General features: G+C 72.1%; 19 protein-coding genes. 8 read left to right on the forward strand and 11 right to left on the reverse strand.

Translation table 11 applies throughout. From position 1 onward, the window contains the following. The first annotated feature begins 24 nt into the window (after positions 1 to 24). The gene (locus tag EMA17_RS03815) at positions 25 to 753 is read left to right on the forward strand and encodes an IclR family transcriptional regulator (RefSeq protein ID WP_126635400.1); all 729 of its coding nucleotides are present in this window, start codon (positions 25 to 27) and stop codon (positions 751 to 753) included. A gap of 30 nt (positions 754 to 783) precedes the next feature. Here EMA17_RS03815 and EMA17_RS51595 read toward each other — a convergent pair whose 3' ends face one another. The 5 genes from EMA17_RS51595 to EMA17_RS03840 all read right to left on the reverse strand — a co-directional run bounded on the left by EMA17_RS51595 (position 784) and on the right by EMA17_RS03840 (position 5,686). Beyond that, positions 784 to 1,431, reverse strand: coding sequence for a protein kinase domain-containing protein (locus tag EMA17_RS51595; RefSeq protein WP_246126422.1), 648 nt, complete (start codon positions 1,429 to 1,431; stop codon positions 784 to 786). Then, on the reverse strand, positions 1,377 to 1,802 hold the full coding sequence (locus tag EMA17_RS53775; RefSeq protein WP_126635401.1) for a protein kinase family protein: 426 nt from the start codon (positions 1,800 to 1,802) through the stop codon (positions 1,377 to 1,379). The genes EMA17_RS51595 and EMA17_RS53775 overlap by 55 nt, the downstream gene beginning before the upstream one ends. Before the next feature lie 83 nt (positions 1,803 to 1,885). Then, positions 1,886 to 3,913 carry a SpoIIE family protein phosphatase gene (locus EMA17_RS03830; protein WP_126635402.1) on the reverse strand — a complete coding sequence of 676 codons (2,028 nt, stop codon included), beginning with the start codon at positions 3,911 to 3,913 and terminating at the stop codon, positions 1,886 to 1,888. 214 nt (positions 3,914 to 4,127) lie between these two features. After that, the gene (locus tag EMA17_RS03835) at positions 4,128 to 5,111 is read right to left on the reverse strand and encodes an MsnO8 family LLM class oxidoreductase (protein WP_126635403.1); all 984 of its coding nucleotides are present in this window, start codon (positions 5,109 to 5,111) and stop codon (positions 4,128 to 4,130) included. Between the two features lie 107 nt (positions 5,112 to 5,218). Next, a complete protein-coding gene (locus EMA17_RS03840; RefSeq protein ID WP_126635404.1) occupies positions 5,219 to 5,686 on the reverse strand; it encodes a VOC family protein in 468 nt (155 codons plus the stop codon). Positions 5,687 to 5,799: 113 nt separating this feature from the next. Here EMA17_RS03840 and EMA17_RS03845 point away from each other — a divergent pair, with 113 nt between their 5' ends. After that, complete coding sequence (locus EMA17_RS03845; protein WP_126635405.1) at positions 5,800 to 6,789, forward strand: helix-turn-helix transcriptional regulator; 990 nt, start codon at positions 5,800 to 5,802, stop codon at positions 6,787 to 6,789. Between the two features lie 41 nt (positions 6,790 to 6,830). Here the strand turns inward: EMA17_RS03845 and EMA17_RS03850 are convergent, their stop codons facing one another. Further along, on the reverse strand, positions 6,831 to 7,532 hold the full coding sequence (locus EMA17_RS03850; RefSeq protein WP_126635406.1) for a TetR/AcrR family transcriptional regulator: 702 nt from the start codon (positions 7,530 to 7,532) through the stop codon (positions 6,831 to 6,833). A 96-nt stretch (positions 7,533 to 7,628) separates the two neighbouring features. Between EMA17_RS03850 and EMA17_RS03855 the strand changes: the two genes are divergently transcribed. From EMA17_RS03855 to EMA17_RS03865, 3 genes are read left to right on the forward strand one after another with little or no spacing between them, the layout of a single operon-like run. Continuing rightward, the gene (locus EMA17_RS03855) at positions 7,629 to 9,377 is read left to right on the forward strand and encodes a CocE/NonD family hydrolase (RefSeq protein WP_160161301.1); all 1,749 of its coding nucleotides are present in this window, start codon (positions 7,629 to 7,631) and stop codon (positions 9,375 to 9,377) included. Beyond that, positions 9,374 to 10,870 carry an MFS transporter gene (locus tag EMA17_RS03860; RefSeq protein WP_126635408.1) on the forward strand — a complete coding sequence of 499 codons (1,497 nt, stop codon included), beginning with the start codon at positions 9,374 to 9,376 and terminating at the stop codon, positions 10,868 to 10,870. The genes EMA17_RS03855 and EMA17_RS03860 overlap by 4 nt, the downstream gene beginning before the upstream one ends. Next, positions 10,867 to 12,093: a low temperature requirement protein A gene (locus EMA17_RS03865; RefSeq protein WP_126635409.1), complete on the forward strand. Its 1,227-nt coding sequence runs from the start codon at positions 10,867 to 10,869 to the stop codon at positions 12,091 to 12,093. The genes EMA17_RS03860 and EMA17_RS03865 overlap by 4 nt, the downstream gene beginning before the upstream one ends. 55 nt (positions 12,094 to 12,148) lie before the next feature. Here EMA17_RS03865 and EMA17_RS03870 read toward each other — a convergent pair whose 3' ends face one another. The 3 genes from EMA17_RS03870 to EMA17_RS03880 all read right to left on the reverse strand — a co-directional run bounded on the left by EMA17_RS03870 (position 12,149) and on the right by EMA17_RS03880 (position 14,108). Then, positions 12,149 to 12,592, reverse strand: a complete 444-nt coding sequence (locus tag EMA17_RS03870) for a GlcG/HbpS family heme-binding protein (protein ID WP_126635410.1) — start codon at positions 12,590 to 12,592, stop codon at positions 12,149 to 12,151. Further along, positions 12,582 to 12,977, reverse strand: coding sequence for an NIPSNAP family protein (locus EMA17_RS03875; RefSeq protein WP_126635411.1), 396 nt, complete (start codon positions 12,975 to 12,977; stop codon positions 12,582 to 12,584). The genes EMA17_RS03870 and EMA17_RS03875 overlap by 11 nt, the downstream gene beginning before the upstream one ends. A gap of 162 nt (positions 12,978 to 13,139) precedes the next feature. Then, positions 13,140 to 14,108: an NADP-dependent oxidoreductase gene (locus tag EMA17_RS03880; RefSeq protein ID WP_126635412.1), complete on the reverse strand. Its 969-nt coding sequence runs from the start codon at positions 14,106 to 14,108 to the stop codon at positions 13,140 to 13,142. 140 nt (positions 14,109 to 14,248) lie between these two features. On the opposite strand from EMA17_RS03880, the gene EMA17_RS03885 reads away from it, so the two are divergent. Then, positions 14,249 to 14,662 carry a winged helix-turn-helix transcriptional regulator gene (locus EMA17_RS03885; RefSeq protein ID WP_126635413.1) on the forward strand — a complete coding sequence of 138 codons (414 nt, stop codon included), beginning with the start codon at positions 14,249 to 14,251 and terminating at the stop codon, positions 14,660 to 14,662. Positions 14,663 to 14,708: 46 nt separating this feature from the next. Here EMA17_RS03885 and EMA17_RS03890 read toward each other — a convergent pair whose 3' ends face one another. Then, entirely contained in the window at positions 14,709 to 15,764 is a 1,056-nt protein-coding gene (locus EMA17_RS03890; RefSeq protein ID WP_126635414.1) for an aldo/keto reductase, read from the reverse strand. Between the two features lie 357 nt (positions 15,765 to 16,121). Continuing rightward, positions 16,122 to 16,292 (reverse strand): hypothetical protein, encoded by a 171-nt coding sequence (locus EMA17_RS52485; RefSeq protein WP_170222092.1) that lies wholly within the window; start codon positions 16,290 to 16,292, stop codon positions 16,122 to 16,124. 523 nt (positions 16,293 to 16,815) lie between these two features. On the opposite strand from EMA17_RS52485, the gene EMA17_RS03895 reads away from it, so the two are divergent. Together EMA17_RS03895 and EMA17_RS03900 are read left to right on the forward strand one after the other, a co-directional pair. Beyond that, a complete protein-coding gene (locus tag EMA17_RS03895) occupies positions 16,816 to 17,178 on the forward strand; it encodes an ArsR/SmtB family transcription factor (RefSeq protein ID WP_126635415.1) in 363 nt (120 codons plus the stop codon). A 229-nt stretch (positions 17,179 to 17,407) separates the two neighbouring features. After that, positions 17,408 to 19,051, forward strand: a complete 1,644-nt coding sequence (locus EMA17_RS03900; protein ID WP_246126445.1) for a SulP family inorganic anion transporter — start codon at positions 17,408 to 17,410, stop codon at positions 19,049 to 19,051. Positions 19,052 to 19,153: the final 102 nt, after the last annotated feature.

The raw sequence follows: 19,153 nt of genomic DNA on the forward strand, positions 1-19,153 counted from the left end.
TCGTCCCGGTCGAGGAGCGTGTCGATGAGCGTCAAACCCCTCCAGAGCGTGCGGCGTGCCCTGGAAGTCCTGGAGGCGGTCGCCGAGCACCAGCCGGTGGGGGTGGGCGAGCTGTCCCGGCTGCTGGACACCGACAAGAGCGCGGTCCAGCGCGCCCTGGTCACCCTGCACGCGGTCGGCTGGATCAGGCCCGCCGGCGGCGGCCCGACCGCGTGGGAGTTGTCCAGCAGGCCCCTGGTCCTGGCGGGGCTGGCCCGCAGGCCCTCCGATCTGGCGGCCCGCGCCCGGCCGATCCTGGAGGAACTGGCGCGCGCTACCGGCGAGACGGCGACACTCGCCCTGCCGGACGCGGGTCTGATCATCGCCGTGGACGTCGTGGAGAGCAGCCACCAGCTGCGTGCGGCGCCGCGCCTGGGATCGGTGCTCCCACCGGGCGGCAGCGCGGCCGGCATCGCCCTGTTCAGCGCGATGGACGCCGACGAGATCGCCCGCTACGGCGTCGATCCCCACGACCCGGTCCTGGCCGCGGCCATGGCGCGCACCCGCGAACGCGGCTGGTCGCTCAACGCCGGCGCGGTCACCACCCAGATCACCACCGTCGGCGCGGTCGTCCTCGACGACCTCGGCCGCGCCGCCGCGGCGCTGGTCATCAGCGCCCCGACGGGCCGACTCACCCCCGATCGCCAGGAGACCGCCGGAGCACTGGTCGCCGCCGCCACCCGCCTCGGCAACCACCACGACCGCCGACCCTGACCCCCGTTCGCGGCGTCACCACGAACGTCGTCACCGTCCGTGGATGGTCGCGCGGCCCGGTGCCGCGGTCGGCCGGAAGACGACGAGCGGGGTTTCCGCCGTGTTCGTGACGATCCACGGATGTGAGACATAGGTCTGCTGGATGTAGGACATGCCCGGATCGAGCCGCATGTAGAAGACGCGGTGGCCCTGGTAGTCGAGCCAGTGGATCCGGACGGCCTCGCCGCGCCGGTTGACGAACTCGATCCGGGTGGAGATGGCATCGTCCGTGGACCGAAGGGTTCGCTCTTCCGCCGGTGGCCGCGGCGGGAGCGGGGCCCAATCGCTCGGAGGCCGGTCCTCCGGCGGGGGCGTCGATCGCAGGAGGTCGCCGGTGAGCGCACGGAGGGTGTCGCTCGTGGAGGCCGCGGACGCGGGCCGGCAGGTGGGGTCCTTGGTCAGCAGTTCCAGGACCAGCCATTCGAGCTCGGCGGGGATGTCGGGCCGGAGCTCGGTGACGCGGGGCGGGGGCTGGGTGAGGTGCTGGAGCATCAGGTGGGGAAGTGACGCGCCCGGGAAGGGCGGCCGTCCGACGAGCAGCGCGTGCAGGGTGGCGCCGAAGGAGTACAGGTCGGTGGCCGGACCTACGTCCTTGCCCTCGTACTGCTCGGGTGCCATGTAGGTGGGGGTGCCGAGCACGCTGCCGGGCGCGGTGAGGCCGATGGTGGCGTCGGTGTAACGGGCGATCCCGAAGTCGCAGGCAGCCCGGTCGGACCGGCCTCCATCAGCGTCCGGAAGTCGGTGCCGGCCGGCAACTCCATCACGAAGAACGGGTGCCCCCGATGTTCGCCGATGTCGTGCACGACGGTGATGCCGACATGCTGCAACCGGACGCCCGTACGCGCTTCCCGCCGTAGCCGAGCGGTCAACCCGGGGTCCGCGTCCACGATCTTCACCGCGACGGGGCGGTCCAGCTCCCGGTCGTGCGCCGACCACACCTCGCCCATGCCGCCCCGGCCGATCAGTACCTCGAGCAGATACTTGCCGTCCAGTAACTCCCCCCGGCGCACCGTCAACCCCTTCCCGCACCACGCACACGCTCACGCTACCGGCTCCTACTCGCCCCGGGTGGTGGGCTTCGGTCGGCGGAGGGTCAGGTTGGTGTGGGGGCCAGGGGTGTGAAGGGTTGCTCGGTCCAGATGGTCTTGCCCTTTCGGCCGTGGCGGCTTCCCCACCGGCTGGTGAGCTGCGCGACGAGGAACAGGCCACGCCCGCCCTCGTCGCTCCAGCGGGCCCGGCGCAGGCGCGGTTGGGTGTTGCTGGGGTCGGTGACCTCGCAGACGAGCGAGGTCTCGCGGATCAGTCTCAGCCCGATCGGGCCGCCCGCGTACCGCACGGCGTTGGTGACCAGTTCGCTGACGATCAGCTCCGTGGTGAAGGTCAGGTCCTCGAGGTCCCAGGCGGCGAGTTGTGCGGCGACGACACCGCGGGCGTCGGCCACGGCGGCCGGGTCCGCCGGGAACTCCCAACTCGCGGTGTGCTCCTTCGGCACCGCCCGTACGCGGGCCAGGAGCAGCGCGACGTCGTCGCGCGGGGGCTCGCCGTCGAAGTCGGCGAGGAGCTCGCGCCCCGTGTCCGCCAGGGGACGGCCGGGTTCGTACGAGGCCGACAGACTCTCCACCAGCCGGCGAAGGCCGCCGTCCGGGTCGGTGTCGTGGCGTTCGATCAGGCCGTCGGTGTACAGGGCCAGGACGCTGCCCGGCTCGATGTCGACGACGACCGTCTCGAACGGGAGCCCGCCCACGCCCAGGGGCGGTCCCGGAGCGACGTCGACCGCTTCGGCGACGGCGCCCGGCGTGACGAGGACGGGCGGCGGATGACCGGCACTGGCCAGAGCGCAGCGCCGGGCCACCGGGTCGTATTCGGCGTACAGGCAGGTCGCGACGAACGGGTCCGGGCCTCTGCCGAACTGCTGGACCAGGTCGTCCAGGTGGGTGAGGAGTTCGGTGGGGTCGAGTTCGAGGTCGGCGAGCGTACGGACGGCCGTGCGCAGCCGACCCATGGTGGCGGTGGCGTACAGGCCGTGTCCCGCCACGTCGCCGACCACGAGGGCGACCCGGAAGGAGGGCAGTGGGACGACGTCGTACCAGTCGGCGCCGATTCCGGCCCCGCTGCTTGTGGGAAGGTACAGGCCCGTCGTCTCGGCCGCCGGCGTGTCGGTCGCGGGCTCCGGGAGCAGGCGCTGCTGGAGCGCGAGCACCGATCGGTGTTCGCGGGTGTAGCGGCGGGCGTTGTCGACGCCCAGGGCCGCTCGGGAGGCGATCTCGGTCAGGAGGTCGGCGTCCTCCGCGTCGAACGGGTCCGGTTGGTCCGTGCGCCAGACGATGACGGTGCCGAGGACCAGTCCGCGTGCGAACAGCGGGGCCCACATCGCCGAGTGGAGGGAATCGGGAAGGCGCCTCGGCTCCTGGAAGACGGTGCTCACCTTCGCCACGTCGAAAACGGCCGCCCGGCCGTGTCGGATGTCCCGCAGCGCGCGCGTGGCCAGCATGGGTGGCATGGTCTGGCCCGGCTGTACGAGATGGGCGGGCCAGGTTCCGGTGGCCGAGGCCACCGCTGTCCGGCGCAGGTGTGGGTCTCCTCCGCCGTGGATCTTCGGCGGCTCGTCCCCGTCGAGCACGCCGTCGGCGAGTTCGACGGCGGCGAGGTCGCCCAGGGCGGGGACGAGGACGTCCGCCAAGTCCTGCGCGGTGCGCGCCGCGTCGAGCGAGCCGCCGACCCGGACGGCGGCCTCGTGCAACAGATCCCGATCGCGGCGGGCCCGGAGGGTGGGCCCGCCCGGGGCCGCCCCGGTCGTGGGAGTGGGATCGGCGGGGACGAGCAGGACGAGGTGCTCGCCGGAGGGCTCCAGCGGCAGCACCCGCAGCGTCGCGTCGACGGGGGCCCCGACCCGGCGGGCGAAGCGTGCCCGGCCCTCGGCCGGGACGCCGGCGTCGGCGTGCGCCTCCCGGCCGCCGTCGGCGAGCAGGGACGCGAACGGGCGGCCGCATACCTGTTCGGCGGTCCGGTCCAGCAGTTCGGCGGCGGCCCCGGACCAGCGCAGCACGTGACCGTGGTCGTCCACTACGACGGCTGCGAAGGCGAACGTAGGTGCCGCGTCACCGGCGGCGGACCCGACCATGTGGCTCCTTGGTTTCGTTGCCCGCTGCCCCAACGGTACGTCCGCCGGACGGGTCCGCGCTTCTCGGAACCGGCCTTGCCGACGTCGCTCCCGCGCACGACCGGTCCCGACCGGGCGCCGCGGTCCGACGTCACCCTCGTGGGACCGTGCACATGGTCTTTCAGGATCCCCACGCGAGCCTCGACCCGACGCGAGGCGTGTCGTGTCGTCGGGCCTACTCGGCGGCTTTCGCGGCCAGTTCGTAGCAGCGGATGCGTGCGTCGGCGTCGTGGACGGAGGCGTACAGCATCAGTTCGTCCGCGCCGGTCCGCGCCACGATCTCCGCGAACCGCCGCCGTACGGTCGTGACCGTGCCGCGTGCCTGTGCCGCACCGGTGGCCTCCACCCGGGCGCGGGTCTGCTCCGGGATCTCGTGGACGGCCGCCTCCTCCGGGGACGGCAGCGCCGACGAGTCCTGCCTGGATCGCGCGACGTCGGTCGGGCGGGCCAGGCGCGCGGCCTCCGCCTCGCTGTCCGCCACGACGGTCTCGACCGCGACCATCACGTGCGGCCGGTCCGCCCACCGGGACGGCGTGAACAGTTCCCGGTAACGCGCTGCCGTGGCGATGGTCCGGTCCGGCCGGATGTGGTGCGCCAGCGCGATCGGCAGTCCCAGTCGCGCCGCCAGTTCCGCACTGGCCGGGCTGGACGCGAGCAGCCACGGGCGGGCACCGCCCCCGTCCGGTTGCCGGCCCGCGATCAGCCGCACGCCGCCGTCACCGGAGAGGTGACGCAGCACGGCGGCCACGTCCTCGCCGTACTCCGTCTCCGTGCCCGGTTCGGCGCCCCGGCGCAACGCCCGCACGATCGACCCGTCGAAGGTACCCGGTCCGCGGCCCATGCCCATGTCGATGCGATCCGGATGCAGCGCCGCCAGCGTGGCGAACTGTTCCGCGAGCGCCAGCGGCGCGTGGTTGGGCACCAGGACACCGCCGGACCCGAGTCGGATCCTGCTGGTCCGTGCGGCGAAGTGCGCGATCAGAACCGCGGGCACCACGCTCGCGGAAAGCTCGGTTCCGTGATGCTCGGCGAACCAGATCCGCCGGTATCCGAGATCGTCCAGACGACTCACGGTTCGACTGGTCGCCGCGAGCGATTCGGCGGTGGTGCGTCCCCGCTCCGCGATCACGAGATCCAACGCGGACAGAGAGATTGGCATGAGGTGAGTCCCTGTTTCCTGCCGACCGGGCCGAGCGGACGGGTTCGTGTGGGTGGTTCCCGGGGTGGAGGTGTGCGGCCGGTTCGGCCGCACACCTCGTGGGAGGGTCAGTCCTGGGTGTATTCGGCCGCGACGTCGATGATCCAGGTGACGCCGAAGCGGTCGGCGAGCATGCCGAAGGCGGGTGCCCACTGGGCGGGACCGAATGCCTCGATCACGGTCGCGTCCTTGGCGAGGCCCTCCCAGACGGGGGTGACCTCGTCGACGTTGTCGCCGCGGACGGACAGGAAGAACGGTTCCCGGGTGATGGTGGTGCCGTTCTCCCGGCGCGTGGTGGGGGTGCCGGGGGTGGCCGGTGCGTGCTCGCCGGGCACGTCGTAGGCCATGACCCGGAAGCCGTTGTCGGCGACGACCTGGCCGAACACGACGTTGGTCGCGCCGGGCAGTTCGGCGGGCATTCCGAAGTCGGCGTAGGTGGCGACGGTGAGCCGGCCGCCGAAGACCGACTGGTAGAACTCCAGGGCCTCGCGGGCCTGGCCGTGGAAGTTCAGGTGGGCGACAGCGTTGAGCGACATCGTGTTCCGGTCCTTCGCGAGTGATTTCCGGTGCCGGAGGTTTCCGGCGACGGGATCGACGATGTCCGAAGTACAGGTCGGTGAACGTCCGCTACTGGTGGCATGGTGAAAACATGCCGATCGCTTCCTCGACGACGACCTCCAGCCGGCTGCTGGCGCTGCTGTCCATGCTGCAGGCCCGCCGCGACTGGCCCGGCGGCCTGCTCGCCGAGCGGTTGGGCGTCAGCGCGCGAACCGTGCGCCGCGACGTCGACCGGCTGCGCGAGCTGGGTTACCCCGTGCAGGCGGTCAAGGGTCCCGACGGCGGATACCGGCTCGAAGCGGGCAGCCAGATGCCGCCACTGCTGTTCGACGAGGAGCAGGCGGTCGCGCTGGCCGTGGCGCTGCGGATCGCCGTCGGGACGGGCGCGGGCATCGAGGAGGCCGCCGCGCGGGCGCTGGCCACCGTGCGGCAGGTGTTGCCGACGCGGTTGCGGCAGCGGGTCGACGCCCTGGAGATCGGCGTGGCCGGGCGCGGCGGCGATCCGCAGGTCGATACCGGGATCCTGCTGACGCTGAGTGCCGCGGTCCGCGCGGGGGAGGAGCTGCGGTTCGACTACCGCTCACCGGGGCGCACCGAGGATGCCGAGCCGCGCCCGCCTCGCCGGGTGCAGCCCCATCACCTGGTGGTGCGCGCCGGGCGCTGGTACGTCGTCGGCTGGGACCCCGACCGCGGCGACTGGCGGACCTTCCGTGCCGACCGGATGACGCCGCGGATCCCGAACGGGCCGCGGTTCGCTCCCCGTGAAGTGCCGGGCGGGGACGTGACCGCCTTTCTGTCGGCCCGGTTCAAGGGTTCCGAGAGCGTGGACGCCTGGCCCTGCCGCGGCGAGGTGATCCTCGGCCTGCCGGTGGCGGAGGTGGCCCCGTTCGTCGGCGACGGCCGTGTCGAGGAGCTCGGCCCCGACCGGACCGGGCTGACGACGGGATCCTGGTCCTGGGCCGCCCTCGCGGCGGCGTTGGCCCGCTTCGACACCGAGATCGAAGTGGTTGCCCCGCCCGAGTTGCGCGAGGCCTTCGCGGAGTTGTCCCGCCGCGCCGGCCGCGCCGCGGGCACCGGATAGGCCGGCCGCCGGCGAACTCCACGGCCGCGAGGGCGCGCGGGTCAGGGGCTGTCCCGCGCGAGTAGCCACGCAACGACGTCGTCGAGGATGGCGAGCAGGTCGTGCAGGGGGTACGTGTGGTCGCCGAGTGCGTGGTGGAGTTCGATGCCGTCCACGGCCGCGTAGACGAACTCGCCGATCACGCGCAGGCGTTCGGGATCCGGCATCGGACGTTCGGGCGTGGCGGCGTCGCCGTGGATGGTGTCGGCGAACGCACGGACCGTCCAGGCGTTCAGTTTGGCGAGCCGGGCGCGCAACGCGTCGTCGTGGAGGCCGAGTACGGCGATGGCGAAGTACGCGCGCGTCGCGTCGCCGTCCTGACACATGCGTCCGACGCCGTCGAGGTACGCCTGCCGGCGCTCGCGCCCGGGTCGCAGTTCGCGGGCCTCGGCGGCGAAATCGGCCACCTGTTCCTGGTAGAGCCGGTCCATCAGGGCTTCGATGAGTCCGTGCCGGGTGCCGAAGTGGTACGAGACCGTGGTCACGTCGACGTGGGCTTCGCGAGCGACGGCGACCAGGGTCAACCCGGCCGTCCCGGCGCGGAGCAGGACGCGGTGCGCGGCGTCGAGGATCGCGGCGGTCGTCCGCGGCGAGTCCGCGGGGCGACGGTCCAGCGGGGTGCCCTCCCCGGGGGCCCGGCGGACGACTTCGCGGGGCCGACCGCGTCCGCGGCGAGGCTGGGGTGTGCCGGGTGATGTGTCCATGTCGCTCCGATGAAATGCCGGCGAATTCTTCCCATGCTCGCGCGTTCTGTGGCGACTAGCGTCACCCGCCTGTCACGTCGCGAACGGGAGACACGGATGAAGCATCTCATTGCGGACGCAAAGTGGGGGATGACCCGGGCATGTCTGGTCGGCGCGAAACATCTCGCCTTGCCGTTCAAGGAACTGCCCTCGGCGTCGCCGGAGAGTTTCCCCAGGGTGCGGGTGGTGCGAGGCACGATGGTGCCGATGCGCGACGGCGTACGCCTGCTGACGGACGTATACCTCCCGGCCGACCGCACCGCACGGCCGTCCGGGACCCGGCACCCGGCGATGCTGATCCGGATGCCGTACGGGATCCGCGAGGCGTACGCGTACATGCCCGCCGTCGGCCGTTTCTGGGCCCGGCGCGGCTACGCGGCGGTGATGCAGGACGTCCGCGGCCGGTTCGGTTCGCAGGGCGAGTGGCGTCCGTTCGTGCACGAGGTCGACGACGGCTACGACACGATCGACTGGGTGGCCGACCAGCCCTGGTGTGACGGCCGGGTGGCGATGACCGGCGAGTCCTACTACGCGTTCACCCAGTGGGCCGCCGCGGCGTCCGGCCATCCCGCGCTGGCCTGCATCTCGCCGGGCGACATGGGCCTGGACATGCACACGCTGCTGTTCGAGGGCGGCGCGCTGTGCCTCGGCAGCACCGCGATGTGGGCGTGCGACCAGGCCGGACGTGGGTTCCTCAACTGGCACCGCTTCGATACCCGGCATCTGCCGGTACGGGACATGGCGGACGCGGCCGGACTGCCCAGTGGGCTCTACCGCGAGTTCGCCGACCGCCCCCAACGCACCGGGCGCGACGACGACTTCTGGAACGCGCACGACTTCCGACACCTGCTCGACCGCGTCGAGGTGCCGACGATGGTGTGGAGCGGCTGGTACGACAACCTGCTGCCCGGCACGCTGCAGTGCTGGACGGAACTCGAGGAGCGCCGCCCGGACCTGGCGCGTCTGAGGCGCCTGGTGATCGGCCCCACCGACCACGAGACGAGCTGCGACTTCGACGGCAGGGTGGGCCGCGTTCCGATCCCGACCGGTCCCCGCGCCTGGGACCGGGTGTTGGCGTTCTCCGACGAGGTCCTGACCCGGGCCGACGGCTCGACGGCGGTACCCGTCGAGCTCGACGGGCCCCGGGTACGGGCGTACGTCACCGGAGCCGACCGCTGGCACACCGACGACGCCTGGCCGCCCCGCGACACCGCCGAACTCCGCCTCCACCTGCGGGGCAACCGCGAACTCACCGCCGGTGAACCCGAGGTCACCGAGCACCCGGCACGGTTCGTCTATGACCCGACCGACCCGGCGGCGCCGTGGGAGGGCAAGGACCTGTGGTCGATGACCAAGGCGCTGGCGGACCGCCGCGATCTCCATAGGCGCCCCGACGTGTTGGTCTACCGCGGCGATCCGCTGACGGACGACATGGTCGTCGTCGGCCCGATCACGGCCACGATCCACGCCTCCACGACCGCCGACGACGCGGACGTCACCGTCTCGTTGATCGACATCGCCCCCGACGGGTTCGCCCAGCTCGTCCAGGAAGGCATCCGACGCCTGACGCACCGCGACCCCGCCGACGCGCCGACACCGGTGGAACCGGGGCGCCCGTATGCCGCGCACGTCGACCTGGGGGCCACCGGGCATCGCTTTCGCGCTGGTCATCGGATCGGCGTCGAGATATCCGGCAGCGCCTTCGACCGCTGGGACCGCAACACCAGTGCGGGCACGACGACGATCCATCACGACGCGGTCACCGCGTCCCACCTGGACCTGCGGGTCGTGGGGAGAACGTCATGACGCGCGCCGCGAACGCCCGGGCCCTGCCGAGACGGGTGCGATGGGGGTACGGAGGCGGCGAGTGGGCCAACGCCGTGATGTGGACGGCGTTCTCCACCCTGTTCCTCTACTACATGACCGACGTCGCCGGCGCGTCCGCCGCGCTCGGCGGAACGGTGGTGGCGCTGGGCACGGTGTGGAACGCGGTCCTGCAGCCGTACATCGGCCGGCGCTCGGACCGCCTGCGCTCGCCCCACGGGCGCAGACTCCCCTTCCTGACGGCCGCGGCGATCCCGTACGCGGTGACGTCCTGGCTGCTGTTCACCGACTTCGGCCTGACGGGTGTCGCCCGTGCGGCCTACTACACCGCGGTCGCACTGGCCTGGTTCACCAGTCTGACCGTCTTCTACGTGCCGTACGGAGCCCTCGGCGCCGAGCTGAGCACCGACCCGACCGAGCGCACCGCCCTGTCGAGCGTGCGCACCGCCTTCTCGCAACTGGGCGCACTCGTCGGCGCGATCACCCCCCTCGCGCTCCACGACGTACTCGGCGACGCCCTGGGCGGGAGCGACAAGGCGGGCTGGTCGGCCGCCGCCGCGGTATGCGCCCTATTGGCCACCGGCGGCCTGCTGGCGACCTGGGCCACGGCGCGCGGCCGCGAACCGGCGGCGGAACCCGCGACCGTCCGACCACGAGACGGCATGGCGATGGTCCGCGAGTCCCGGACCGTGCGACTGACGCTGGGCATGCTCGCGTTCGGTTGGGCACCCTTGAGTGTCACGGGCGCGGTCGCGGTGTACTACGGCGTCCATGTCATGGGCTACAGCGAGGACACCGCGTCCCTGGTGATGCTGACCTGGTTCGCGGCCGGACTCGCGTGGCTGCCGCTGGTGCGCCGAATGACCGACCGGATCGGCAAGCCCCGCACATACCTGCTGTTCACCGGCTGCTGGGCCGTGGTGCAGTGCCTGTTCGTCTTCCCGGGCCGGGGCGACGACGTCCTGTTCTGGACGCTCATCCTGCTCAGCTCGGCCGGCAGTATGGCGGTCGCCGTCACCGGCTGGGCTCTTCTCCCCGACATCGCCGACACCGAATCGGCCCGCACCGGGGAACGCCGTGAGGGCACCCTCTACGGCCTGGCGGCCTTCGCCCAGACCGCGCTCGCCGCGATCGTCGTCTGGATCGCCGCCCTTGCCCTGTCCTTCGCCGGGTACGGCGGCGGCGACCACCCCGATGCCCGAGCACGGCACACCATCACCGTGCTGATGTCCCTGGGGACCGCCGTGTGGATGCTCCCGGGCATGTGGTGCGGCCGGCAGATCCACAACACCCTCCGCGCTTCCCAACCACCGACACAACCGGGCGCGCTCCGCCGGGCTTCGGCCGGTCCCGAAGTCCGAAGGTCGCGCCGGGGCCGTGATCGCCGCATTCGATTCGGGGTGAAAAACCCGCCCGTGTCGGACGGCGGGTCTTCGCCCGCACAGTCCGGCCCACCCGGATACTCCGCTGTATGAGCGCGCCCGTCCCCGCCGACCGATCCGCGGCCGACGACTCCGAACGCGCCGAGCAGCGGGCGACATGGACCGAGTTGTTCTTCGACCTGGTCGTCGTGGCGGGTGTCGCCCAACTCGCCCACCTGCTGCACGACCCCTCGCCCGACGACGTCGCCCTGTACGCGCTCTTGTACCCGGCGCTGTGGATTGCCTGGACCGGTTTCACCGTCCGCGGGTCCGTCGAGGGCGAACGCGCCGCCGTCCCGGCCATGCTCGTGGGCATGCTGGGCATGGCCGTCCTGGCGTCCTCGGTCGCCGACATCCGGGACGGGAGCGGCACGGTCTTCATCCTCGCCTACGTCGCGTTGCGCTGGTTCGCCGGACACCTGTGGCAAGGCGGCGCCATCACCATCGCCATGGACTGGCCCCTGGCCCAACTCGGCATCGGTACCACGCCGTGGCTGATCTCCCTGTGGGTGGACGCCCCCGCCCGCTACGGACTCTGGGCGCTGGGGCTGGTCCTGGACTTCCTCATCCTGTTCACCGTCTCCGGAACCCGCACACTGGGCGCCGCCACCCGCAGGGTCGACCGACTCCTGCGACGCCGAGCCGACCGGGAACGTACCCCGGCCCCCTCGGTCGAGGCGGCCTACACCAATACCCCTCACCTGGCCGAACGACTGGGCCTGTACGTGATCATCGTGCTCGGGGAGGGAGTGTCCCAGGTGGTCTCCGCCGCCTCGGACACCACTCGGGACCCCGGCACGCTCGGCACCGCCCTCGGCGCCTTCGCCCTCCTGGTGGGGGTGTGGAGCCTGTCGCTCCTCCAGGGGTTCGCCGGCATCCCCCACCTGCGCGCCGGTGTTCTCCCGCTGCGGCGGACCATGCTCCTGCACGGCGTGAGCACGGGGCTCGTCGGCGCGCTCGCCGCGGGGTTGGGCGTCGCGGTGGCGGCCCGGGGAGCGGTGCCATCCGGCAATCGGTGGTTGTTGTGCGGTGCCGTCGCGGCGTGGGAGTGCGTGGTGCTGATCGGCGACCTGACCGCCGGGCGGCCGTCGATGGGCACGTTCGTGCGGGCCCTGCCCGGTCCGGCGGTCGCCCTCGGCCTGAGTGCCCTCGGCGATCGCATCGGAATCGCCGTGCTGGTCTGGGTGTTGGCCGCCATCGTGATCCGGCACGTGCTGTCGGGCCCCTCGCGCCGGCTCCCCGCAGCCCCGGCGGGCCACCACCCGCCCTCGCCCTGACGGCGTTCGCCGCGCCCCACCACGCCCGACACGGCGGGTACGGGTTCGTGTCACGTTATGCGGGGATCTCGAAGCCGAGCGCGTCGAGTGCGGCTTCCGCGGCCTGCCGGTCCTGTTCGTAGTTGCCGCCGGAGATGCCGAGTCCGCCGACGACGACGCCGTTCTCGGTGATCGGGTAGCCGCCGCCCACGGCCATCAGCCGGGGGTGTTGCGCGAGGGGGGCGACGTGGGGGTCGGTGACGTAGGAGTTCCACACGTGGGTGGGGACGCGATAGGACACGGCCGTCCATGCCTTGTCGACCGCCACCTCGGCGGCCAGGAACGGCGCGTCGTCGGTGCGCTCGAACGCCTTGAGATGACCTCCGTTGTCGGTGACCGCCACCGCGACCGGGAAGCCGATCTCGTCGGCGGCGGCGAGCACCGCCCCGATCAGCTCGGCGGCCGCGGAGCGGGTGATGGTGGGAGCGGACAGGGACTTCGCCTGCGTTTCACGATTCATGGGTGCCTTCTTGCGGGACGGACGAGGTGGGGGTGATCGCCGTGGAGGGATGTTCGGGGACGTGTCGGCCCAGGGCAAAGGCGGGTGTCGGGGCCGCGCGGGTGACCACGGACTTCTCGACCAGCAGCAGGTCCTGCACGACCGGGTCGATCACGTCGGTCCAGTGGTCGTCGTCGTAGACGGCGGCGTACAACCGGACGCGCCGCGCCTCGCTGTCGAACCGCCGGATCCAGATGTAGCCGTCCGGGTCCTCCTCGTCGGTGAAGGACGCGGTGACCGTCATTCCCTTCGAGGTCTGGAAGGGGATCACGACCTCCTCCATGTAGCGGACCCATTCGTCCCGACGTCCGGGCCGGGTCCGGTAGCGGCGGATCTCGTAGAACATGGTGGGTTCTCCCTCGTTGTCGGCCGGCGCCGGAAGGCGGAGCCGGGGCGCGGTCGCGCCCCGGCGGTGCTCGGCCCTACGGGCCGAGGGGCGTGGCTCGGTCGACGCCGGTCGGTCGTGCGGCGGTGTCGGGTGGTGGTGCGGATACCGCGAGGCGGTGTGTCAGGAGGCGACGCGCAGGACGAGCTTGCCGCGGGTACGGTCGGTCTCGCCGCGAGCGTGCGCCCGGGCGACCTGCTCCAGGGCGAAGACCTCCTCGACCTCGACGGCCACCTCTCCGGCGTCGACGAGTTCGGCGATGCGGGTCAGGGCCGCGCCGTCGGGTTCGACCAGGAAGGCGCTCGCGCGCATCCCGCGCGAACGAGCGGCCTCGGCCAACTCGGCCGAGACCCCGGCGGGGATCGCCACGAGCAGGCCGCCCGGGCGCAGCACGTCCAGCGATCGGGTGCTGGTGCGGTCGTGACCGTCACCGACCAGGTCGATGACCACGTCGACGTCGCGGGCCGCGTCCTCGAAGCGGACGGCGGTGTAGTCGACGAGTTCGTCCGCGCCGAGTCCGGTCAGCCAGTCGTGGCGGCCACTGCTCGCGGTGCCGATGACGTACGCGCCCAGGTGCTTGGCGAACTGGACCGCGAAGTGCCCCACCCCGCCCGCCGCCGCGTGGATCAGCACGCGTTGGCCGGCGCGGACCCCCGCCGTGTCCACCAGCGCCTGCCAGGCGGTGAGGGCGGCCAGGGGGACGGCGGCGGCCTGTTCGTGGGTGAGGCGGGCGGGCTTGCGGGCGAACTGGCGCGCCGGTGCGGTGACGTACTCGGCGTAGCCGCCGACCGCGCGGGGAAACCACGGCATCCCGAAGACCTCGTCACCCGGCTCGAACGTGGTCACCCCGAAGCCGGTCTCCTCCACCACCCCGGACACGTCCCAGCCCAGGATGAACGGCGGCTCGCCCAACACCCCGGCCATACCCGTGCCGGAACGCGTCTTCCAGTCCACCGGATTGATCCCGGCCGCGTGCACCCGCACCAGGACCTCGGTCGGCAGGGGCACGGGCCGGGGCACCCGCGCCACCCGCAGCACCTGCGGACCGCCGAATCCGTTCTGGACCACGGCGCGCATCAAGGTTGCGGACATACGTCAACTCCAAGCGGTGGAACGACGGGAGGTCGATCGTGCGGCCTCCCTGTTGATGTCGACGACCGTATCCACGCGCATATAGTTACCCGCAAGGTTCACTACTTCCCTTTGGGAAGCAAGCAGGTGAGGAGCGGTTCATGGTGATGGAATGTGCAACGGGCCGGCACAGTGACCACGACGTCTACGCCGCGCAGTGCCCCTGCCGCGCGATGCTGGACCTGCTCGCCAACAAGTGGTCGGCGCTGATCATCGGCGCGCTCGAACAGGGCTCGCAACGCTTCGGAGAGCTCCGACGGCGTCTCCAGGGCATCAGCCCCAAAGTCCTCACCCAGACCCTGCGTCGCCTGGAGGACTCCGGCATCCTCACCCGCACCGTGCACCCCGCCGTACCCCTGCACGTGGAATACGCCCTCACCGATCTGGGCCACAGCGCCGCCGTCCCCCTCCGCCTGCTGCGCACCTGGGTCGAGGAGAATCTCGACGACACCACCACGAGCGCGTGCCTGCCCCGAAACCCGACGGGTCCGGAAACCGCAGCCACGGGCTCGTGAGGCGGGACCGCCCCGTTTGCCGCGGGCGTGAACGCGGACGCCGTTGTCACTGTGGCGGCTGTCGGCGCGCTGCCCGGGTTTCGGTGGTGCGCCGGCGGAGTTCCGGCCGGGTGAGCGCGGGTGGGAGGTAGGCGACGTCGACGGGTCCGACGTCGGTTCCCGGCGGCGCGATCTCGTCGATGCGGTCGAGGACGTCGTCGTCGAGGAGGGTGTCCGCGCCGGCGAGGAGGTCGTCGAGTTGTTCGGGTGTGCGTGGGCCGATGATCGCCGAGGTGACCGCGGGGTGGGCGGTGACGAACGCGAGGGCGAGGTGGGGCAGCGACAGTCCGGCCTGTTGGGCGACTCCGGCGAGTGCCTCGACGGCGTCGAGCTTGCGCTCGTCGGTCATGTGCCGCCGTGCCCAGTGCAGGCGCCCGGGCGAGGCCGTTTCCGTGTTGCCCCTGCGGAGGCGGCCGGCGAGCAGGCCCATCGCCAGCGGGCTCCACACCAGGACGCCCAGTCCGTGGCGCTCGCAGACCGGCAGGATCTCGCGTTCGATGCCGCGGTTGAGGATCGAGTAGTGCGGCTGTTCGGAGCGGAAGCGGGCGAGTCCGCGCCGATCGGACACCCACTGGGCCTCGACGATGTCCGAGGCGGGCAGGTTGGAGTGGCCGATCGCGCGGATCTTGCCCGCGCGCAGCAGGTCGGTCAGCGCGCCGAGGGTTTCCTCGATGTCGGTGCCGGGCTCGGGGTGGTGGGCCTGGTAGAGGTCGATGTGGTCGACGCCCAGGCGGCGCAGCGACCCTTCGACGGCGGAGACGATCCATCGGCGGGAGTTGCCGCGCCGGTTGGGGTCGGATCCCATCACGCCGTTGAATTTCGTGGCCAGGACGACGTCGTCGCGGCGGCCGCGCAGGGCTTTGCCGATGATCCTCTCGGCTTCGCCGTCGCCGCCGCCGTAGACGTCGGCGGTGTCGATGACGTTGATGCCGGCGTCGAGGGCGCGGTGGACGATGCGGATGCAGTCGTCGGGGTCGGGGTTGCCGTAGGGGCCGAACATCATCGTGCCCAGGGTGTAGGCACTGACCTGGATGCCGGTCCGGCCGAGCGGACGGGTTCGCATGGGTTTCTCCTGGGGTGCAGGCGTGCGGCCGGACGGGGCGCACACCTCGCGCAACGGTCGGAGCCGGGTGTACTCGGCCGTGACGCCGACGACTCGGCCGAACACGACGTTCGTCGCTCCGAAGACCGAACGAGTGGTTTCCGGTGCCGGAGGGTTCCGGCGACGGGACCGACGATGTCGGAGGTACAGGTCAGAGAGCGTCCGCTACGTGTGGCACGGTGAAAACATGCCGTTCGCTTCCTCGTTTCGCGCTCGTCCTTGGGGCGAACACGAGCTTCGGTCGCCGCAACACCCACACGCCCGGCCGATGCGCATGGCATGGCGTGGTACCGGGCGGGCCCTGGGTCGGGATCGGGGTCAGGCGCGGTCGGGCAGCGGTACGCCGTGTTGTTCGGCGAGGCGTTCGAGGGCGTCCAGGCGTGCCTGCCAGACCTCGATCCCGTAGGCGTCGTGGTCCTCGCGGGCCTCGTCGAGTTTTTCGTGGGCCTCTCGGAGGCCGCCGATCAGTTCGTGCACGAATTCCCCCATGGGGTACCTCCTGGGACGCTCCGCCGGTTCGTGGGCCGCATCGTGCTCGGCGCAGACCTCCCCATCATCCTGACGTATGAAGCAGTTGCCAATCTTATCAATTGCTAAGCTATCGTCTTCGTCGAGTCGGCGGTTCCCCGCGATGGTGGGGCCGCCGGTGGATGTGGTCGATGCGGGTCGGTGAGGTGGTGTGGAGGATGCCCGGGAGTTGGGGGGATCTGTTCAGGTGCGCTGTGTGGACGCGGGCTCGGGCGACGGCCGCGCGACCCGGACCTGCGCGTCACGCGCCGGGGTAATGACTTGCTAAAATAAGCAATTGCTCAATTCACGTGAAACGAAGGTGTCGTGGAGCCCGTCCCGAGACGGGCGGCGGGCGACAGGACAAGATTCTTCCCATGACCGAGTACAGACCCGAGGACCCTGCGTGGTTGCCACACACCCGTCCGAGCGACCCGGCCGCCACCCGGCGACCGCCGTCGCCGACCGCCCCTCGCACCGTGACCCCCGGGAAGGACGTGGAGCGGTGAGCACCCCGCTGTACGAGCTGAAGGCCGAGTTCTTCAAGACGCTCGGCCACCCGGCCCGCATCCGCATCCTCGAACTGCTCAGCGAACGTGAGCACGCCGTCGCCGAGATGCTCCCCGAGGTCGGCATCGAAGCCTCGCGGCTGTCTCAGCAGTTGGCGGTGTTGCGGCGCGCCAACCTGGTGGTGGTCAGCCGCCGGGAGGGATCCACCGTCTACTACACGCTCACCAGCCCCCGGGTGGCCGAGTTGCTCGCCGTCGCGCGCAACATCCTGACCGGACTGCTCGCCGGACAGATGGAACTGCTCGAAGACCTGCGCGCGACCACGCCCCAGAGTTCCCCGAGGACGCCCCAGGACTGAGCCGGACCTGCTGCGGTGCCGCCCCACCCGCACGACGGCCCGGGAACGATCGCCCGACCACGGGCGGGTGCGGGGCATCGGCACGGCCTACCTTCCAGGAGCGAGGAACCGCACCATGAACGACCGGTGGCAGCCACCCCACACCGCCCGGGACACTCCGGCTCCCCCGGTCGGCGGACGCGCCGCCCGCCTGCGCGCGCTCCTGCCCGGGCGCGGCGACCTGCGCACCATGCGCCGTTCCCCCGGACGCGACCTGATCGCGGGACTGACGGTCGCGGTCGTCGCGCTCCCACTGGCGCTCGCGTTCGGCGTCGCGTCGGGTCTGGGCGCGCAGGCCGGGCTGGTCACCGCGATCGTCGCCGGGGCGCTGGCCGCCGTGTTCGGCGGCTCCAACCTCCAAGTGTCGGGACCCACGGGGGCGATGACCGTCGTCCTGGTGCCGGTGGTCGCCGCCCACGGCACCGACGGCGTCCTGATGGTCGGCCTCCTCGCCGGGCTGATCCTCGTCGTGATGGCCGTGTCGCGTCTCGGGCGCCTCGCGGCCTTCCTGCCGGCCCCCGTCATCGAGGGGTTCACCGCCGGGATCGCCGTGGTGATAGCCCTGCAACAGGTCCCCGCCGCACTGGGGATCGCCCACGCCGAGGGGGACAAGGTCTGGCAGAGCGCCGCCGACGCCGCGTTCCGCTGGCTCGATCACCCCGGGGCCGCCGCGCCGATCACGGCCCTGGTGGTCGCCGGCGTCATGCTTTCGGGCGCCCGATGGCGCCCGGCGGTCCCCTTCTCCCTGGTCGCCGTCGCCGGGGCCACGATCCTGGCGTGGTCGATGGATCTACCGCTGACCCCGATCGGGGCCCTGCCCGCGGGACTTCCCGCCCCTTCGCTCGGGTTCGCGGACACATCCATGGTGGTCGACCTCCTGCCCTCCGCGCTGGCCGTCGCGGCGCTGGCCGCGCTGGAGAGCCTGCTCTCCGCCGCCGTCGCCGACGGCATGACCGTCGGGCAACGGCACGACCCCGACCGGGAGTTGTTCGGCCAGGGCGTGGCCAACCTCGCCGCGCCCCTGTTCGGCGGCGTTCCCGCCACCGCCGCCATCGCCCGCACCGCCGTCAACGTGCGCGCCGGGGCGACCTCGCGTCTGGCCGCGCTGACCCACGCCGTCGCACTCGCCGTGATCGTGTTCACCGCCGCCTCCCTGGTCGCCCACATCCCGCTGGCCGCCCTCGCCGGAGTCCTCCTCGCGACCTGCGTGCGCATGGTCGAGGTCTCCGCGCTGCGCGCCCTCGCCAAGGCCACCCGCGCCGACGCCCTCGTGCTGGCCCTGACGTTCGTCGTCACCGTCGCCCTCGACCTGGTCACCGCCGTCGCCGTCGGCATCGGCCTCGCCGTGCTCCTGGCCCTGCTGTCCGTCGCCCGCGCCGCCCGCCTCGAACAGGTCCCCCTGGACACCACCGACCACACCGACGAGGAACGCGCCCTCCTCGAAGCGCACATCGTGGCCTACCGCCTCGACGGACCCCTGTTCTTCGCCGCCGCACACCGCTTCCTGCTCGAACTCTCCGAGATCACCGACGTCCGAGTCGTCATCCTGCGCATGTCCCGGGTCACCACCATGGACGCCACCGGCGCCGGCGTCCTGGGCGACGCCATCGACAGACTCGAACACCGCGGCATCACCGTCCTGCTCTCCGGGATCAAACCCGCCCACGACGACATACTCACGAGCCTCGACATCGCCGAACACCTGCGCCGCGACCACCGCATCCTGCCCGACACCCCCGCCGCCATCGAGCACGCCCGAACCCTGCTGCGCCAACCCCACACCCGGCCCGCCCCGTTCGAGGCCGACTCCGCCCCCCGGGCACTGCCGTGCTGAGCCGCGACCCCTCGGGCCCCGGCCACCCGGCCGACGGCGACCCGCGCCCCATCGGCCGTCACGGCGCCCCCGCCGCCCTCGAACAACCGGATCGGAGACACA

This window comes from Embleya hyalina, from assembly GCF_003967355.1.
In the GTDB taxonomy this organism is placed as follows: domain Bacteria; phylum Actinomycetota; class Actinomycetes; order Streptomycetales; family Streptomycetaceae; genus Embleya; species Embleya hyalina.

Bases quoted from the DNA above. Each gene is read 5' to 3' on its own strand.
- EMA17_RS03815 (WP_126635400.1), top strand. From the start codon at position 25: ATGAGCGTCAAACCCCTCCAGAGCGTGCGGCGTGCCCTGGAAGTCCTG.
- EMA17_RS03830 (WP_126635402.1), bottom strand. From the start codon at position 3,913: ATGGTCGGGTCCGCCGCCGGTGACGCGGCACCTACGTTCGCCTTCGCA.
- EMA17_RS03835 (WP_126635403.1), bottom strand. From the start codon at position 5,111: ATGCCAATCTCTCTGTCCGCGTTGGATCTCGTGATCGCGGAGCGGGGA.
- EMA17_RS03840 (WP_126635404.1), bottom strand. From the start codon at position 5,686: ATGTCGCTCAACGCTGTCGCCCACCTGAACTTCCACGGCCAGGCCCGC.
- EMA17_RS03845 (WP_126635405.1), top strand. From the start codon at position 5,800: ATGCCGATCGCTTCCTCGACGACGACCTCCAGCCGGCTGCTGGCGCTG.
- EMA17_RS03850 (WP_126635406.1), bottom strand. From the start codon at position 7,532: ATGGACACATCACCCGGCACACCCCAGCCTCGCCGCGGACGCGGTCGG.
- EMA17_RS03855 (WP_160161301.1), top strand. From the start codon at position 7,629: ATGAAGCATCTCATTGCGGACGCAAAGTGGGGGATGACCCGGGCATGT.
- EMA17_RS03860 (WP_126635408.1), top strand. From the start codon at position 9,374: ATGACGCGCGCCGCGAACGCCCGGGCCCTGCCGAGACGGGTGCGATGG.
- EMA17_RS03865 (WP_126635409.1), top strand. From the start codon at position 10,867: ATGAGCGCGCCCGTCCCCGCCGACCGATCCGCGGCCGACGACTCCGAA.
- EMA17_RS03870 (WP_126635410.1), bottom strand. From the start codon at position 12,592: ATGAATCGTGAAACGCAGGCGAAGTCCCTGTCCGCTCCCACCATCACC.
- EMA17_RS03875 (WP_126635411.1), bottom strand. From the start codon at position 12,977: ATGTTCTACGAGATCCGCCGCTACCGGACCCGGCCCGGACGTCGGGAC.
- EMA17_RS03880 (WP_126635412.1), bottom strand. From the start codon at position 14,108: ATGTCCGCAACCTTGATGCGCGCCGTGGTCCAGAACGGATTCGGCGGT.
- EMA17_RS03885 (WP_126635413.1), top strand. From the start codon at position 14,249: ATGGTGATGGAATGTGCAACGGGCCGGCACAGTGACCACGACGTCTAC.
- EMA17_RS03890 (WP_126635414.1), bottom strand. From the start codon at position 15,764: ATGCGAACCCGTCCGCTCGGCCGGACCGGCATCCAGGTCAGTGCCTAC.
- EMA17_RS52485 (WP_170222092.1), bottom strand. From the start codon at position 16,292: ATGGGGGAATTCGTGCACGAACTGATCGGCGGCCTCCGAGAGGCCCAC.
- EMA17_RS03900 (WP_246126445.1), top strand. From the start codon at position 17,408: ATGCGCCGTTCCCCCGGACGCGACCTGATCGCGGGACTGACGGTCGCG.